19 protein-coding genes and 1 tRNA gene are annotated in these 14,776 nt (G+C 74.2%); 11 read left to right on the top strand and 9 right to left on the bottom strand.

What is annotated here, in order from left to right; translation table 11 throughout:
- Positions 1-26: 26 nt before the first annotated feature.
- Genes ACWCXH_RS24570 through ACWCXH_RS24560 form a run of 3 tightly spaced genes read right to left on the bottom strand, consistent with a single transcriptional unit; the run spans position 27 to position 942 of the window.
- On the bottom strand, positions 27-488 hold the full coding sequence (locus tag ACWCXH_RS24570; protein WP_449803626.1) for an NUDIX domain-containing protein: 462 nt from the start codon (positions 486-488) through the stop codon (positions 27-29).
- A gap of 5 nt (positions 489-493) precedes the next feature.
- Complete coding sequence (locus ACWCXH_RS24565) at positions 494-751, bottom strand: hypothetical protein (RefSeq protein ID WP_449803625.1); 258 nt, start codon at positions 749-751, stop codon at positions 494-496.
- Positions 751-942, bottom strand: a complete 192-nt coding sequence (locus ACWCXH_RS24560) for a hypothetical protein (RefSeq protein ID WP_449803624.1) — start codon at positions 940-942, stop codon at positions 751-753. The genes ACWCXH_RS24565 and ACWCXH_RS24560 overlap by 1 nt, the downstream gene beginning before the upstream one ends.
- A 121-nt stretch (positions 943-1,063) precedes the next feature.
- Here ACWCXH_RS24560 and ACWCXH_RS24555 point away from each other — a divergent pair, with 121 nt between their 5' ends.
- From ACWCXH_RS24555 to ACWCXH_RS24535, 5 genes are all read left to right on the top strand, one after another.
- Positions 1,064-1,903 (top strand): helix-turn-helix domain-containing protein, encoded by an 840-nt coding sequence (locus tag ACWCXH_RS24555; protein WP_449803623.1) that lies wholly within the window; start codon positions 1,064-1,066, stop codon positions 1,901-1,903.
- Positions 1,888-2,097 carry a DUF397 domain-containing protein gene (locus ACWCXH_RS24550; RefSeq protein ID WP_449803622.1) on the top strand — a complete coding sequence of 70 codons (210 nt, stop codon included), beginning with the start codon at positions 1,888-1,890 and terminating at the stop codon, positions 2,095-2,097. The genes ACWCXH_RS24555 and ACWCXH_RS24550 overlap by 16 nt, the downstream gene beginning before the upstream one ends.
- A 40-nt stretch (positions 2,098-2,137) precedes the next feature.
- A complete protein-coding gene (locus ACWCXH_RS24545) occupies positions 2,138-2,347 on the top strand; it encodes a DUF397 domain-containing protein (RefSeq protein ID WP_449803621.1) in 210 nt (69 codons plus the stop codon).
- A gap of 210 nt (positions 2,348-2,557) precedes the next feature.
- Positions 2,558-3,169, top strand: coding sequence for a maleylpyruvate isomerase family mycothiol-dependent enzyme (locus tag ACWCXH_RS24540; RefSeq protein ID WP_449803620.1), 612 nt, complete (start codon positions 2,558-2,560; stop codon positions 3,167-3,169).
- Between the two features lie 4 nt (positions 3,170-3,173).
- Complete coding sequence (locus ACWCXH_RS24535; RefSeq protein WP_449803619.1) at positions 3,174-3,797, top strand: TetR/AcrR family transcriptional regulator; 624 nt, start codon at positions 3,174-3,176, stop codon at positions 3,795-3,797.
- Between the two features lie 286 nt (positions 3,798-4,083).
- On the opposite strand, the gene ACWCXH_RS24530 is transcribed toward ACWCXH_RS24535, so the two are convergent.
- The 3 genes from ACWCXH_RS24530 to ACWCXH_RS24520 are packed head-to-tail and all read right to left on the bottom strand — an operon-like array spanning position 4,084 to position 6,858.
- Positions 4,084-4,734, bottom strand: coding sequence for a DUF6875 domain-containing protein (locus ACWCXH_RS24530; protein WP_449803618.1), 651 nt, complete (start codon positions 4,732-4,734; stop codon positions 4,084-4,086).
- Entirely contained in the window at positions 4,731-5,429 is a 699-nt protein-coding gene (locus tag ACWCXH_RS24525) for a hypothetical protein (RefSeq protein WP_449803617.1), read from the bottom strand. The genes ACWCXH_RS24530 and ACWCXH_RS24525 overlap by 4 nt, the downstream gene beginning before the upstream one ends.
- Before the next feature lie 49 nt (positions 5,430-5,478).
- Entirely contained in the window at positions 5,479-6,858 is a 1,380-nt protein-coding gene (locus tag ACWCXH_RS24520; protein WP_449803616.1) for a pyridoxal phosphate-dependent decarboxylase family protein, read from the bottom strand.
- A 307-nt stretch (positions 6,859-7,165) separates the two neighbouring features.
- On the opposite strand from ACWCXH_RS24520, the gene ACWCXH_RS24515 reads away from it, so the two are divergent.
- Positions 7,166-8,695, top strand: coding sequence for a multicopper oxidase family protein (locus ACWCXH_RS24515; RefSeq protein ID WP_449803615.1), 1,530 nt, complete (start codon positions 7,166-7,168; stop codon positions 8,693-8,695).
- A 144-nt stretch (positions 8,696-8,839) separates the two neighbouring features.
- Here the strand turns inward: ACWCXH_RS24515 and ACWCXH_RS24510 are convergent, their stop codons facing one another.
- On the bottom strand, positions 8,840-9,169 hold the full coding sequence (locus ACWCXH_RS24510; protein ID WP_449803614.1) for a hypothetical protein: 330 nt from the start codon (positions 9,167-9,169) through the stop codon (positions 8,840-8,842).
- A 523-nt stretch (positions 9,170-9,692) separates the two neighbouring features.
- Between ACWCXH_RS24510 and ACWCXH_RS24505 the strand changes: the two genes are divergently transcribed.
- The 3 genes from ACWCXH_RS24505 to pgm all read left to right on the top strand — a co-directional run bounded on the left by ACWCXH_RS24505 (position 9,693) and on the right by pgm (position 11,968).
- A tRNA-Tyr gene (locus ACWCXH_RS24505) sits at positions 9,693-9,772 on the top strand.
- A 51-nt stretch (positions 9,773-9,823) separates the two neighbouring features.
- A complete protein-coding gene (locus tag ACWCXH_RS24500) occupies positions 9,824-10,123 on the top strand; it encodes a YciI family protein (protein WP_449803613.1) in 300 nt (99 codons plus the stop codon).
- A gap of 204 nt (positions 10,124-10,327) precedes the next feature.
- Positions 10,328-11,968 carry a phosphoglucomutase (alpha-D-glucose-1,6-bisphosphate-dependent) gene (pgm, locus tag ACWCXH_RS24495; RefSeq protein ID WP_449803612.1) on the top strand — a complete coding sequence of 547 codons (1,641 nt, stop codon included), beginning with the start codon at positions 10,328-10,330 and terminating at the stop codon, positions 11,966-11,968.
- Positions 11,969-12,083: 115 nt separating this feature from the next.
- Here the strand turns inward: pgm and ACWCXH_RS24490 are convergent, their stop codons facing one another.
- On the bottom strand, positions 12,084-12,557 hold the full coding sequence (locus tag ACWCXH_RS24490; protein ID WP_449803611.1) for a MarR family winged helix-turn-helix transcriptional regulator: 474 nt from the start codon (positions 12,555-12,557) through the stop codon (positions 12,084-12,086).
- A gap of 132 nt (positions 12,558-12,689) precedes the next feature.
- Between ACWCXH_RS24490 and ACWCXH_RS24485 the strand changes: the two genes are divergently transcribed.
- The gene (locus ACWCXH_RS24485; RefSeq protein ID WP_449803610.1) at positions 12,690-13,088 is read left to right on the top strand and encodes a nuclear transport factor 2 family protein; all 399 of its coding nucleotides are present in this window, start codon (positions 12,690-12,692) and stop codon (positions 13,086-13,088) included.
- A 4-nt stretch (positions 13,089-13,092) separates the two neighbouring features.
- On the opposite strand, the gene ACWCXH_RS24480 is transcribed toward ACWCXH_RS24485, so the two are convergent.
- Entirely contained in the window at positions 13,093-14,301 is a 1,209-nt protein-coding gene (locus ACWCXH_RS24480) for an MFS transporter (protein WP_449803609.1), read from the bottom strand.
- A gap of 120 nt (positions 14,302-14,421) precedes the next feature.
- On the opposite strand from ACWCXH_RS24480, the gene ACWCXH_RS24475 reads away from it, so the two are divergent.
- Complete coding sequence (locus tag ACWCXH_RS24475; RefSeq protein ID WP_449803608.1) at positions 14,422-14,754, top strand: ArsR/SmtB family transcription factor; 333 nt, start codon at positions 14,422-14,424, stop codon at positions 14,752-14,754.
- Positions 14,755-14,776 lie beyond the last annotated feature (22 nt).

Genomic DNA, 14,776 nt, shown 5'->3' with positions numbered 1-14,776 from the left:
CACGCCCCGGGCGCCACCTCGCCGACTCAAGCGGCGCGTTGGCCGTGGAGGAGAAGGGGGACGGCGTTGTTGGCGAGCGCCTCGGCGACGCGGGCGCCCTGGGCGGGGGCCATGGCGGCGGCGAGGTGTGTCACCGGGACGAAGCGCGCGCCGAGCAGGCCGCTGCGGTGCTGCGGCGGAACGACGGGTTCCCAGGTGGTGGTGCCGCCGTCGAAAACCAGGTTCAGGCGCTCCAGGTACCGGTCGGCGGGCGTGAAGTCCACCGCGAGGATATGGGTCAGGCGCCGGACGATGCCGCTCTGGTCGGCCAGGTGACGGGCGGCGGCCTCGTGCGGCGGCTCGTTGGGGCGGGCGGCGCCGCCCGGGAGGATCATCCCGTCCATGTAGTCCGGGTCGACGAGCAGAACGTCACCGCGCGGGTTGCGGATCAGGACGAGGCAGCCGAGCCGGCACACCGGCGGCTTGGCGAGAAGACGGGGGTCGCGCACGGGAGTTACTTTCCTTCGTCGTCGGCGGTGAGGCGCTCGTAGTGCAGGCCCTTGCGCAACAGCTCGACGATGCGCAGGACTTCGGCGGTGCGGGCGGCACCGAGGGAGATCAGGTAGCAGCCGGTGCGGCGCCCGAAGTCCCAGTCCACCTCCAGCGACGGCAGCTTGGCCCCGCCGAGCGCGAGGACGGCCGCCAGGTCGTCGGCCACGCCGGCGGCCTCGCGCCGCTGTTCGGCAGTTGCGCGGTTGAGCATCGAGGTCATCAGACACCGGTCCTGCGGTGCACCTCGAAGCCCCGCCACGCCGAGAACGCGGCGTGGAACGAGGTGAACGAGGCGAGTTCACCGGAGGGGCCACTTCGCAGCCACTCCCCGGTGATCTCGTTGCGCACCCGGTAGCACCGGGCGTCGGGGTCCCAGCGGACCCCGTATCCATGAAGTCTGGACGACACCATGACGTCGAGAACCCTCCGCAATCGAGATTTCACGTTCCGTGCTCATAGTGGCGTGAGGCGGCCTAGCATCGGAAGCGAACTGCGACTTGCCATGGGGCGGGCCGAGAGTCTGGGGATTGCCATGAACAAGAAGACCATTGACCCGACGTCATCCCCCTGGGCCCCGTTCGGGATCCAACTCCGCAGGTCACGCGAGGCAGCCGGCCTCAAGCAGCACCAGCTCGCGAGGCTCTGCGAGTGCTCCTCCTCGCACCTGTCCTTCATCGAACTTGCGCATCGGCCTCCGAGCCGGAAACTCGCCGAACTCGCCGACAAGGCGCTCAACACCGGCGGCACGCTCATGCTGCTGTGGTGGTCGCTCAAGAACTCCGCTTTCCTGGAGGGCTTCACGGAGTACGCCGGCTACGAGGCCCTTGCCGAGGAGATCAGGATCTTCGAGATCGACGTCATCCCCGGGCTCGTACAGACCCGGGCGTACGCGACCGCGATCGAGATGGGGTACGCCCGGCAGGGCGGAGCAACCCCTGAACAGGCCGAGGAGCACGTCGCGTTCCGACTCGCCCGGCAGCAGGTCCTAGACCGGACGCCACCAGCGTTCCTGCACACGGTCCTCGACGAGAGCTGCCTGCGGAGGAGCATCGGAGGCCGCGACGTCATGGTCGAGCAGCTGCTCCACCTTGAACGGTTGGCCGAACGATCCAACCTGGTCATCCAGGTGGCACCGTATTCCCTGGGCGAGAACCGGCCGTTCACTCGCTCGGTGCACCTCCTTACCATGCCGAACCGCAAAATTCTCGCCTATGGCGAAGCCGAACAGCGCGGTTACATCGACCGTGACGTCGAGTCGGTTGCCAAGCTGGCCAAAGGCTACGATCGGCTTGCGGTCGAGGCCCTGGGCCAGGCCGAATCGCTGGCTTTCATCCGTGCGACAAGGAGGGACATGGAGTGGATGTCGACCTGATCGACGCTTCCTGGCGGAAGAGTTCGTACAGCGGCGGGAACGGTGGCGCGTGCGTGGAAGTCGCAGACGGCTTCGCTGGTGTCATGCCCGTGCGCGACTCGAAGGACCCGAGCGGTCCGGCTCTCGTGTTCTCCTCCTCCGCGTGGCAGTCGTTCGTGTCGGCCGTCCGCACCGGGGAGTTCGACGCCCAGTAAACAGCTACTGCTCTCATCCACGGCGCTCGGAAGGACCCTCATGACCGACATGGACTTGATTCACGTCTCCTGGCGGAAGAGTTCGCACAGCGGTGGCGGTGGCGAATGTGTCGAGGTGGCTCCCGGTCACCCCGGCGTCATGCCGGTGCGTGACTCCAAGGACCCCGAGGGCCCGACCCTGGTGTTCTCCTCCTCCGCCTGGCAGTCGTTCGTCGCCGCCGTCCGCACCGGCGAGTTCGACGCCCAGTAGCAACAGTCGCATCCGGCGCCGCTGCCCCACCTCCGGGGCAGCGGCGCCTTGCCGTTCCGGACCGGATCCCCTGCCGACCCGCCCGGCCGCTCTCCCGACACCCCCCGCTCCGTGCCGCCGCCCGGCCCTATGCATACAGGCTGCATGTATGTATCGTCGGCGGGGACGGCGCGGCCACCAACGGCCGCCACGGGACAAGGGGTTGACGTCATGACGGAAATGGACCGGGACCGGGTCGTCGAGGGGCTCGGGGCGGAGTTCGCGCGCTTCGCCGATCTGGTGGAGGCGCTGGGGGAGGACGAGTGGCAGGCCGCGACGCGCTGCGCCGGATGGCAGGTGCGCGACGTCGCCGCGCACGTGGCCGCCAACGCGCTCGACTCCGCGGACGGCACCATCGGCACCCGCACGCCCGACGAGCAGGCCCGCGCCCTGCGCGACAGTGCGCCCCGCGAACTCGCCCGCCTCCTGCGGGAGTCCTGCGCCCGCCTCACCGCCTCCCTCGCCCTCCTCGACGACCGCGTGTGGCACAGCGTCAACCCCCGCTACGGGCGCACCGTCGGCAACGGCGTACTGACCCTGTGGTACGACGCGTTCGTCCACGCCGACGACATCCGCACCGCCCTCCACCGCCCCAGCGCCACCGGGCCAGGCCTGAAGGCCGCCGAGACCTGGCTGCGCGCCGAACTCCACCGCCTGCACCGCCCCCAGGCCGCCGCCGCCCCCGCCGCCGACCCGATGGCCTTCGTCCTCGCCGCCTCCGGCCGCCTGGACCCCGCCCTCATCGGCCTCGACCAGAGCGTCAACGTCCACTCCGTACGATGAGGCCATGACGAAGAAGGCCGAACAGGGCGACGCCACCCGCAGACACCTCGTCGAAGCGGCGATCGCCCTGTTCACCGCGGACGGCTACGCCGAGACCTCCACCACGCGCATCGTCGAGCGCGCCGGAGTGACCCGCGGCGCGCTCTACCACCACTTCCCCGACAAGGAACGCCTCTTCGAAGCCGCCTACGAGGCCGTCCAGCACGACGTCCACGACCGCTGCGCCCAGGCGGCGAACGCGGCCGAGGAGACGGGCCGGGGCGTGGTCGGACGGATGCTGGCCGGCATGGACGCCTACCTGACGGCCTGCCTGGAGGCCCCGGTGCAGCGGATCCTGCTGATCGAAGGCCCGCTCGTGCTCGGCTGGGAACGCTCGGCGCGCTTCGACGACCCCTACTGCGCCCGGCAGCTGCTGCGCGCCTCCCTGGACGGCGCCGCCCGCCGCGGCCTGCTCGCCCAGGACCAGGCCGAACCGCTGGCCCACCTGCTGTACGGGGCGCTGCACCAGGCGGCCGTCGCGGTGGCCACCGCCGCCGACCCGGCGGCGCAGCGCGCGGCGATGAGCCGGGCGGTGGCCGACCTCGTCACCTCCCGCCTGCCCGCCCCCGCCCCGGTGCGGACCGGCTGAGGGCACCGGGGCACGGGCCTGTCTGGTCGGTGAGCAGCGCGGCGAGGTCGTGGCGGTTCATGCGCCCACCCTGCCCGGTCGCCGCCCGGCGGGCCCACGGGATCTGCCCGGGCGGCGGCAGGGTGCTGCCCCTGGTCCGGATGCGCGGGCCGGGGGCGGGTGTGCTTCGAGGGTCCGGGGCCCGGGCGGGGTGGGGCGGTGGGGCGCCCGGCGGTGTCGTGGTGGTGCCCGCGGGACGCGGGTGGGGCCCCCGGGGCGAGCGCCGGCCGGTCCCGGGGGCCCCGGGTCAGGCGGCTACGGGGGACTTCTTGCGGGAGGTCATGCCGGTGACGAGCTGGTCGCGGATGCGGGCGGGCATGGCGGGGGCGAAGCGGGCGAGGTAGTGGGTCAGGTGGGTCTCGTCGCCGGTGAGGAAGGGCAGGTCGAAGACGAGGAGCTTGCGTACGGCGAGCAGCGGGACGGGGGCGCGCAGCGGGCGGAAGGCGGGGTTCCACAGGCCGCCCTCCTCGCAGACGGGGTGGAACTGGCCGATCATCAGGCCCTGTTCGACGAAGGCGTCCTTGGCCTTGCGCTGGAGTTCGTCCAGGGTGGTGGAGTCGGCGGCGTCCAGGTGGGGCAGCAGGAGCAGGACGGTGAGCAGTTCGCGCTCCGGCTCCTCGCTCAGGCCTTCCAGGAGCCTCTCGTACCAGGTGCGCAGGGCGTCGACGAGGGCGGGCAGGTCGCCGTCGTCGTCGCCGTCGATGGTGGCGATGTGGAACAGGCCGCGGCGCAGGGAGGGCTGGGTGTAGGGGCAGACGGGGCCGGTGCGGCCGAGGTCGGGGTGGGAGGCGGTGAGGAAGGCGCGGCTCCAGGCGAGGACCTGGGCGACCTCGGGGCGATCGGCGCCGTGGCCGGCGTCGATCTCGGCGGCGGACAGGACCCGCAGGGCGGCGCTCACCTGGGCCCCCGCCACACCGGGCGCAGCAGCGGTCCGCCGCCGGGCAGGGCGATGGCCTCGCCGAAGCGGGTGAAGCCGTGGGCGGCGCACAGGTGGGCGCCGCCGGGGGAGCTGGTCTCGGCGTAGGCGGCCTGGCCCGCGGCGTCGATGCGTTCGGTGACGGCCGCGAGCAGGGCGGCGGCGGTGCCGGTGTGGCGGGCGGCGGGGTCGACGCCGATGAACGCGAGGTAGTAGTGGGGGCGGTGCACGGGGTGGCGCTGCTGCTGGAGGCGGGTGATGGCGGCCAGGCGCAGGGCGCAGCCGGGGTGGCGGTCGGCCTCCACCGCCCGGTCCAGGGCGCGGGCGGCGTGCGTGTCGCGCCGGTGGGGGTTCTCCCACACGCCGGGGGGCAGGAACAGCAGCGCGCCGTCGAGGGCGTCGGTGGCGAGAACGCCGCCGTGGGCCAGGCACTGGGAGAGGTGGACGCGGAAGAAGGCGGGCAGGACGCGGGCGCGGTGGGCGCCGTCGGGGAAGACCCAGCGCATGAGCGCGTCGTCGTGGAAGGCGGCGGCCAGGGCGGCGGCCAGGGGTTCCTCCTCGCCCGGGCGAACCGCGCGGACCGCGGGCACGGGCACGGGCACGGGCGCGGGCGTGGGCGCGGTCGTGGACACGGGGGCGGGCGCGGCGGTGCCGGGCCGCAGGGTGGCGGTGGTCAACGGACACACTCTCCTCGGCAGGATGGACCGACAGAAAAAGGAGCAGGAGTCAGGCGCCGCGGGCCAGCTGGGCGACGCGCTCGTGCAGGCGCGGCAGGTAGTCCTCGGCCTCGGGCTTGATCAGGACGCTGCGCAGGATCCGCGCCCCGTCGGCGTCGGCCACCGTGCCGGGGTGGCGGCGGGTGAAGTCGGCGGCGTCCACGCGCAGCAGGCTCAGGTAGACGGGGTCGTCCTCGCAGGCCATGCCCGCGCGCAGGACGCGCTCGCCGGCGGCGTCGACGCCCGCCAGCGACAGCGGGCCGGTGCCGGCGGGCAGGTAGGTGACGATGTCCAGCTGGGGGCGCTGGTAGAGCGTCAGGTCGGGGCTGTCCTTGATCAGGCGGGCCCAGGCGAGGGCGGCGCGGCGCCCGCCGGCCAGGACGGCGCCGAAGCCGCCGGGGGTCAGCGGCAGCAGCTGCAGGGTCAGCCACAGGGCCGCGGCCGAGGCGCCGGCGCGTGAGCACTCCAGGCTGATCTCGCCCAGGTGCAGTTCGGCGTCGGTGAAGTAGGTGTACGGCGAGTCGTGGGCGAAGTGGCGGCCGATGGCGGGGTCGGCGAACAGCACCGCGCCGCAGCCGTAGGGCTGCAGGCCGTGCTTGTGGGGGTCGACGGTCACGGAGTCGCAGCCGGCGACGGCCCGCCACGGCCGCGCGTCCAGGTCCAGGGCGCCCGCCTGGGCGGGGTCGGTGGCCAGCAGGGTGAAGAACCCGCCGTAGGCGGCGTCCACGTGCACCCGCGCCCCGTAGCGCCGGGCCAGCGGGAGGATGTCGTGGACGGGGTCGACGGCACCCAGCCCGGTCGTGCCGGCGGTGACCACCACCGTCCCGATGTCCCCGCCGCGCAGGGCCCGCTCCAGCGCGCCCGCGTCCATCCGCCCCTCGGCGTCGCACGCCACCGCCACTCCCCGCACGCCCAGCACGTGGCACATGCGGCTGTGCGTGTAGTGGGCCTGCTCGCTGTAGGCCACCGCACGTCCGGGGTGGCTCTGGCGCGCCACGTACAGCGCCTCCAGGTTGGCGATGGTGCCGCTGCTGGTCAGGTGGCCGACGTGGGCGGGCAGGGCGAACATCGCGGCCAGCTGCGCCACGCACTCGCGTTCCATGTCGCTGGTGGCCGGACCGCCCTCGTAGGCGTGGTTGTTGGGGTTGAAGCGCATCGCCGCCAGGTAGCCGACGACGGCCGCCGGATGCGGCGGCTTGACCATCTGCCCGGCGTAACGGGGATGGAAGAACGGGTAGTTGTGCTCCAGGCGCTTGGCGAAACGCTCGAACACGGCCGCGAAGTCCGCGTCGTCCACGTGGTGCGAGGGGTGCGGCGCGAAGGGCCCGAACCGCTCGCCCCACCGCTCGACGACCTCGGCCGCCCTGCCCAGCCAGTACCGCAGGTCCACGCTCGGGCCCTTTCCCTTCGAGGGATCCTCCAGTGCTTCCCGAGCCACGGTGAGGTGTCCCGCGCAACAGGCGCGCAACACGCCCAGCTCACCGCGATCCGCGCCCCGGGCACCTCCGAGCGCCCCCGAACAGGCGGGCGCCGGCCCAAGCCGGACTCCGTCGCCGCCCTAACGGACGTTGCTGCAATCGCCCCCGGAAGATCCCGGGCCCGCCGGCGTGAGGCCGGCCCCGGCCCCGGCGCCCCGGCCCGGGCCCCACGGACCTGAAGGCCCCGCCGCCCCGACCCACCGCCCCGGAGGACGCACGATGGTGAGCAGACGCAGGATGATCGGCGCCGCCCTGGCGACCGGGGGAGGGGTCCTGCTGATGCGCACCACCCTGCGCCCGGCCGCCTCCCTCACCCCCGCCGGCGCCGACGCCGCCGACCGGCACGGCCCCGGCCACGTCCACGAATCCGACACCCCCGCCCCCGGCGAGCCCGCGGACCCCGGCCCCGACACCGGCCCCCGGCTGGCCCGGAAGTTCTCCCTCGCCATGCCCCTGCCCCCGGTGCTCAGCCCCGTGGCCACCGACGGCGGCGCCGACACCTACGCCGTCACCATGCTGAAGGTCCACACCCCGATCCTGCCCGGGCGCCCCGCCCAGGTCCTCACCTACAACGGCGCCTTCCCCGGCCCCGTCATCCGCGCCCGCTCAGGGCGCCCCGTCATCGTGCGCCACACCAACCTCCTCGACGAGAGCGCCTGCGTCCACCTGCACGGCGCCAGCGTGCCCGCCGACAGCGACGGCGGCCCCATGACCCTCATCGCCGCCGGCCGCACCCGCACCTACACCTACCCCAACGACCAGCCCCACGCGAACCTGTGGTTCCACGACCACGCCCACCACGCCGAATCCGAACACGTCTACCGCGGCCTGTCCGGCTTCTACCTGCTCACCGACGCCACCGAAGCCGCCCTGCCCCTGCCCTCCGGCCGCTACGACCTGCCCATCGCCCTGCGCGACGCCCGCTTCGACGCCGACGGCAACCTCGTCTACCGCATGGACGACCCCTTCAACCGCACCACCATCCTCGCCAACGGCCGCCCCTGGCCCCGCGTGGAGGTCGCCGCCCGCAAGTACCGCCTGCGCCTGCTCAACTCCTCCAACCTGCGCTTCTTCTCCCTCAAACTCCAGGACGGCGGCCCGATCACCCAGATCGGCTCCGACGGCGGCCTGCTGGAACGCCCCCACGTCACCGACACCGTCGACCTCTCACCCGGCGAGCGCGCCGACGTCGTCATCGACTTCTCCCGCTACAAGGTCGGCACCAGCGTCACCCTCACCAACGCCATGCCCCCCGGCCCCCCGGAGCACGTCGGCCAGATCCTGCGCTTCGACATCACCCGCGCCGCCCACGACCCCAGCTCGGTGCCCGCCGTGCTGCGCACCCTGCCCGCCCTGCCCGCCCCGGACCGCGAACGCACCGTCGTCCTCCAGGCCGACGAGGACGGGCGCGCCGAGCCGCGCGGCATGATCGACGGCAAGGTCTACGACCCGGACCGCGTCGATGCGCGCATCGCCTTCGGCACCAGCGAGGTGTGGACGGTCAGCAACGCCAACAAGGACGTGCCGCACAACTTCCACCTGCACCTCGTCCAGTTCCGCGTCCTCGAGCGCAACGGGCGCCCGCCCGGCCCCGAGGAGTCCGGCCTCAAGGACACCGTGCGCCTGCTGCCCGGCGAAAGCGTGCGCCTGCAGGCCGTCTTCGACTCCTACCACGGCCGCTACCCCTACCACTGCCACCTGCTCGACCACTCCGCGATGGGCATGATGGCCCAGATGGAGATCTCCTAGCCACGGCCCTTTGGGGGCCGCACGCCTGCCACGTGCGGCCCCGGGGCGCCGGGCGCGCTCGGCCGGCTGGACGCGGGAGGCGGCCGGGCTGCTCCGATCAACCGTCAAAGAGCACGTGCCGTACCGCGAAGGCCCCTTTCGCACCTACTGCCCCGCCCGCCCCTCCTGCGTCTCCAGCGCGCGCAGCCCGGCGGCCACCCGGGCCAGGACCTTCGCCCGGAACGGGTGGTCCTGCGCCAGCACGGCGAGCGCCGCCAGCGCCTCCTCCAGCAGCGCCCGCCGCCGCTGCGGCAGGTGCGCGACCCGCGCCGAGCGGCTCGACTCCTCCAGGACGTACGCCAGACGCGAGGCGTACACCTGCGGGCTCACCGTGAACAGCAGCCGGTAGACGGCGAGTCCGGCGGGAGCGTGCAGCACCCGCCCGTCGTGGCTCAGCAGCCGCATCCGTGCCCTGAGCACCAGATCCCGGTCCATATTCCTCAAGCCCCCTCGTGTCGTTGTGCTCCACCCGCCCCCGGCTGTCGCGCAGCACGAGGCGCGCGCCGGCCCCCGCAGGCGGGAACCGGCACGAGGCCGGGGAAGGTGGATGCGCACGAGTCTGCGGGCCGCGCCCGGGTGCGCACAAGGCGAAAGCCGGGTGCTCTGCGTCCTACCGCAACCACCCGCTGACCTGGCAGGATTGGACTCGCCACACACCCCGGACAGCGGGACGGGAAACCGGTTGCCGCCCCGGCCCGGGCACGGCAGAGTGATCCCCGGCGACGCGATCAGCCGCGTACAGCGAATGGAGAAAGGGGACTTGGCGATGCACCGCACCTATCCGGGTTCCCCGCGCTGTCGCGTGAGCTGTCCCGCCGCGCGCTGAAGCCGCCGCGGGCCCCGCCAGGGCCCGGTCCGCGTGCTTTTCGGCCGCCGTCGTTTTCCGCGCTTCTTCGCGCACTCTGCGCCTTTCGCGCGTGCCGCGCACCGCAGTTGAGTACCCGATTCCTTTCTCCGAGGGCGAGCTGGGCACCGGCGAGCCCAGGAGCCTGTAAAGCTCCCGCTTCGGCTGTGGCGGTTCGAATCCGTCCTCGCCCACCTCGCACCCCCGCCCCGCCGCGTTCGGCGGGGCGGGTCTAGCCTGGGCGCATGTTCGTTCTGGAGCTCACGTACAGCGCCCCGCTGGAGCGCATCGACGCCGTGCTCGCGCAGCACGTCGAGTGGCTGAACGGCCACTACGCCGACGGCACGTTCCTGGCCTCCGGGCGCAAGGTGCCGCGCGACGGCGGGGTCATCCTGGCCGCGGGATCGGACCGGGCCGCGATCGAGGCGCTGGTGGCCGGCGACCCGTTCGTGCGCGAGGGCCTGACCGAGTACCGGATCACCGAGTTCCTCGCCACCGTCACCGCCCCCGCCCTGGAGGGTTACCGCCAGCAGCTGCCCGCCTGACGCCCGCGGCGGCGGCCCGCGCCGGGGCTGTCCGGCGCGCACGACCGTCCCGTTCCGTCCGCAACCGGGCGTCGTGGCCCCGGGGCGTTCCCCGGGGCGTGTAGTGTGCCCCGTCCCGGTCGCCGGTACGGGGCACGGTCGCGTTCTGGCTACGATCGGTCGCACGGGGCAAGGACGCGCAGGATTGTGGCGGGAGAGAGACGGATGGCACACGCACGGGCCGGCCGGCAGGCCGAGCCGGGTGATCTGGTGGACGTGGCGCGGCTGGTGACGGCCTACTACGCGCTGCACCCCGACCCGCAGGAGGCGGGTCAGCGGGTGGCGTTCGGGACCTCGGGGCACCGGGGCTCGTCCCTGGACGCGGCGTTCAACGAGGACCACATCGCGGCGACCACGCAGGCGATCTGCGAGTACCGGGCGCTGCAGGGCGTTGCGGGGCCGCTGTTCCTGGGCGCGGACACCCACGCGCTGTCGGAGCCGGCGAAGACCACGGCCGTGGAGGTGCTGGCGGCCAACGGCGTGCAGGTGCTGCTGGATTCGGCCGACGGCTACACCCCGACGCCGGCGGTCTCGCACGCGATCCTCGCCCACAACCGGCGCAGCCCGCGCGCGCTGGCCGACGGCATCGTCGTGACGCCCTCGCACAACCCGCCGCGCGACGGCGGCTTCAAGTACAACCCGCCCAGCGGCGGCCCGGCCGGCTCCGAGGCGACGACCTGGATCCAGGACCGCGCCAACGAGCTGATCCGCGAGGGCCTGCGCGGGGTGCGCAAGGTCCCCTACGCGCGGGCGCTGGCCGCGGCCACCACCGGCCGTCACGACTACCTCACCGCCTACGTCGAGGACCTGCCGCGCGTGCTGGACCTGGACGCGGTGCGCTCGGCGTCCCTGCGCATCGGCGCCGACCCGCTGGGCGGGGCGTCGGTGGCCTACTGGGGGCGCATCGCCGAGACGCACCGCCTGGACCTGACCGTCGTCAACCCGGTGGTCGACCCGACCTGGCGGTTCATGACCCTGGACTGGGACGGCAGGATCCGCATGGACTGCTCCTCCCCGTCCGCGATGGCCTCGCTGATCGGGCGCCGCGCGGAGTACCAGGTCGCCACCGGCAACGACGCGGACGCCGACCGGCACGGCATCGTCACCCCCGACGGCGGCCTGATGAACCCCAACCACTACCTGGCGGTGGCGGTCGACTACCTCTACCGCCACCGCGGCGACTGGCCGCTGGACGCCGCGGTCGGCAAGACGCTGGTGTCCTCCTCGATGCTGGACCGCGTCGCCGCCGACCTGGGGCGCGACCTGGTCGAGGTGCCGGTCGGCTTCAAGTGGTTCGTCGACGGCCTGCTGGAGGGCTCGATCGCCTTCGGCGGCGAGGAGTCGGCCGGCGCCTCGTTCCTGCGCCGCGACGGCGGGGTGTGGACCACCGACAAGGACGGCATCCTGCTGGCGCTGCTCGCATCCGAGATCACCGCCGTCACCGGCGCCACCCCCAGCGCCTACTACCGGCAGCTGACCGGGCGCCACGGCGCCCCCGCCTACGCCCGCGTGGACGCCCCGGCCGACCGCGAGCAGAAGGCCCGCCTGGCCCGGCTGTCCCCCGAGCAGGTGAGGGCGGGCGAGCTGGCCGGCGAGAAGGTGACCGCGGTACTGGCCAAGGCGCCGGGCAACGGCGCCTCCATCGGCGGCCTCAAGGTGTGCACGGAAAACGCCTGGTTCGCCGCCCGCCCCTCGGGCACGGAGGACGTGTACAAGATCTACGCCGAGTCCTTCCACGGCCCCGAGCACCTCGCCCGGGTGCAGGAGGAGGCCCGCGCCCTGGTGGGCGAGGTCCTCGGCGCCTGACGCCCCCGCGGGCGCCTGACGGCCCGCCGTGTGCCCCGTCCCGGGATCCCCGGGACGGGGCACACGCACCTCCGCGGGGCGGTGCCGGACGTCCACGGGACGCCGAAGGGCGTGTTCACGGCCCGGCGAAGGGGCCCTGGGCGGCGAAGCGGGCCAGGCCCCGGGCGAAGACCTCCGCCTCGCCGGGCGGCCAGGAGGCGAGCGCCTCCTCGATGCCGCCGGCCAGGCGCCGGCGCATCACCGCCACCGCCTGCTCGCCGGCGGGGGTGAGCGCGAGCAGGGTGGCGCGCTGGTCGTGCGGGTCGGCCTCGCGGCGCAGCAGGGCGGCGCCCTCCAGGCGGGTGGCCCGGCGGGAGACCCCGGAGCGGTCGAGGCCGATCTCGGCGGCCAGGTCGGCGGCGCTGCGCGGCCCGAAGCGGGCCAGGCCGCTGAGGACGGGGTAGGTGGTCTCGTCCACCGCCGCGCCCAGGCCCTCGGTCAGGCGCCGGTAGAGCGCGGCGCGGGCGGGGCGGCGCAGCAGGGCGGCGAGGGCGTCGGCGACGGTGTCGCCGAGGGCGGGGGGTGGGGTGGGATCCGGGCTGTGGTTCACCCTCCGATCGTAGCGTGCGCAGCGCACGCATTCCTGGGGTAGAGTCCTCTCCCAGAAAGCGTGCTCAACGCACGCATCTCGGTGGCCGGCCGATCCGGCCCCGGCCACCCCCACGCCCCAAGGAGGCGCCCCATGCCCGCGAACACCACCATCACCGCCGCCCTCGCCGACCTGCTCCTCACCCCCGGCCTGCCCCTGGAAGAGGCCGTGGAGCGGCACTTCACCCCCGACTACCGCCAGCGCACCGACGGCAGCTGGGCCGACCGGGCCGGCTTCATGGAGCACATCGGCCACCTGCGCGCCGTCGTCGCCTCCGGGCGCATCGACGTCCACGAGGAACTGACCGACGGCACGCGCACCGCCGACCGCCACACCGTCCACGTCGTCAAGACCGACGGCACCGAGGTCAGCATGGAGGTCTACCTGTTCGGCGAGTTCGGCCCCTGCGGGCGCTTCAAGCGCATCGAGGAGACCACCCTGCTGCTCAAGGGCGCCGAGACCGACCGCGACCTCGGCTCCGCCCGCGGCTGACCCCTCACCGCCGCACCGGGGCGGGGGCCCGGCGCATCGTCGCCCCCGCCCCCGCCCCCGCCGCCGGGCGCGGCGCACGCCGCGGGCGCGTGGTGGCCGCCGCCGTCGCCGCGGCCACCAGCGCCAGCACCGCCGCCGCCAGCGGGAACCACCGCCCGCCCAGCACCGCGATCGCCGCACTGCCCGCCACCCCGCCGGCCGCCGTCCCCAGGTACAGCGCGCTGGAGTTCAGGGAGAGCAGCACCGGCGCGTTCGCCGGGTCGACCGACGCCAGACGGTGCGCCAGCGCCACCGACACCGCCCACCCCGCCAGCGACGCCACCACCGCGTACACCAGCGCCCCCGGCATGCTGCGCCCCAGCCACGGCAGCGCGGCGAACGCGAGCGCGGCCAGCGCCGAGCCGGCCGGCAGCACCCGGCGCACCCCCATCCGGTCCACCAGGCGCCCGCCCAGCCAGCTGCCCGCGACCGACGCGACGCCGCCGGCCGCCAGGACGGCGCTCAGCCGGTTCGCGTCGCCCCCGGTGGCGCCGGCGACGGCGGTGGCCAGGTAGATGTAGACGCTCTGGAAGGCGAGGAAGAACGCGAGCGTGGTGGCCGCCGCCCCCAGCACCCTCGGCCGCCCCAGCGGTGCCAGGCGCGCCCGAAGGCCCGGGGCCGCGGCGGGCGCGGGCAGGTCGCGCAGCAGCAGGGCGAGTCCCGCCAGCGCCGCCAGGCCCAGCGCGGTGACCAGCCACATCGTCATCCGCCAGTCGGCGCGCCCCACCCAGGTGCCCAGCGGCACGCCGAGCGCGGTGGCCGCCGTCATCCCGCCCAGCACGGTGGCCAGCGCCCGCCCGCGCCGCCCGGGGGCCACCAGGGCGGTGGCCGCCGCGTTGGCGGTCGGCGTGTACAGCGCCGCCCCGGCCGCCGCGAGCACCCGGGTGGCCAGCAGCGGGCCGAAGGAGGGCGCGAGCGCGCTGAGCGCGTTGGCCGCGGTGAACACCGCGAGCGCCGTCAGCAGCAGCCGCCGGCGCGGCCAGCGGGCGGTCAGCGCCGCCAGCACCGGCGCCAGCAGCGCGTAGCCGAGCGCGAAGACGGTGACCAGCTGGCCCGCGGCCGGCACGGACACCCCCAGGTCCGCGGCGACCGGGCCGAGGATGCCGGCGACGACCATCGAGTCGGTGCCCACGGCGAAGGTGCCGAGGGCGAGCAGGAGCAGACGCACGGGCATGGGACGGGAACCCCCCGATTGTTGGACGAACACGCAACAGTTTGACGCTCGTCAAACACTATGGATTGGTGGATGATTGTCAAACCAATGCCCGAACGCCACGCCCGACGAGGACCGACCGTGCCGACCGAAGACGAGCGGCTGCCCCAGCCCGCCACCGCCGACCTCGACCTCGTCACGGTCCTGGCCGCCCTCGGCGACCCCGTCCGCATGCACCTGCTCCTCGGCTACGCCGACGGCGCCGAGCACTCCTGCGACCCGCGCGGCCTGGGCCTGGAGCACCTGCACAAGTCGACCGTCTCCCACCACATGCGCGTGCTGCGCGAGGCGGGCGTCACCACCACCCGCGTCGCCGGGCGCAACCGCTTCGTCAGCCTGCGCCGCACCGACCTCGACGCCCGCTTCCCGGGCCTGCTCGACGCCCTCCTGGCCGCCGCCCCCCGCCCGGCCTGATCCGCCGGCCCCGAAGACGGCG

The organism is Kitasatospora sp. NPDC001660 (genome assembly GCF_053596725.1).
The sequence above is the reverse complement of the archived record's forward strand: the minus strand, read 5'-3'. Positions and strand labels throughout refer to the sequence as shown.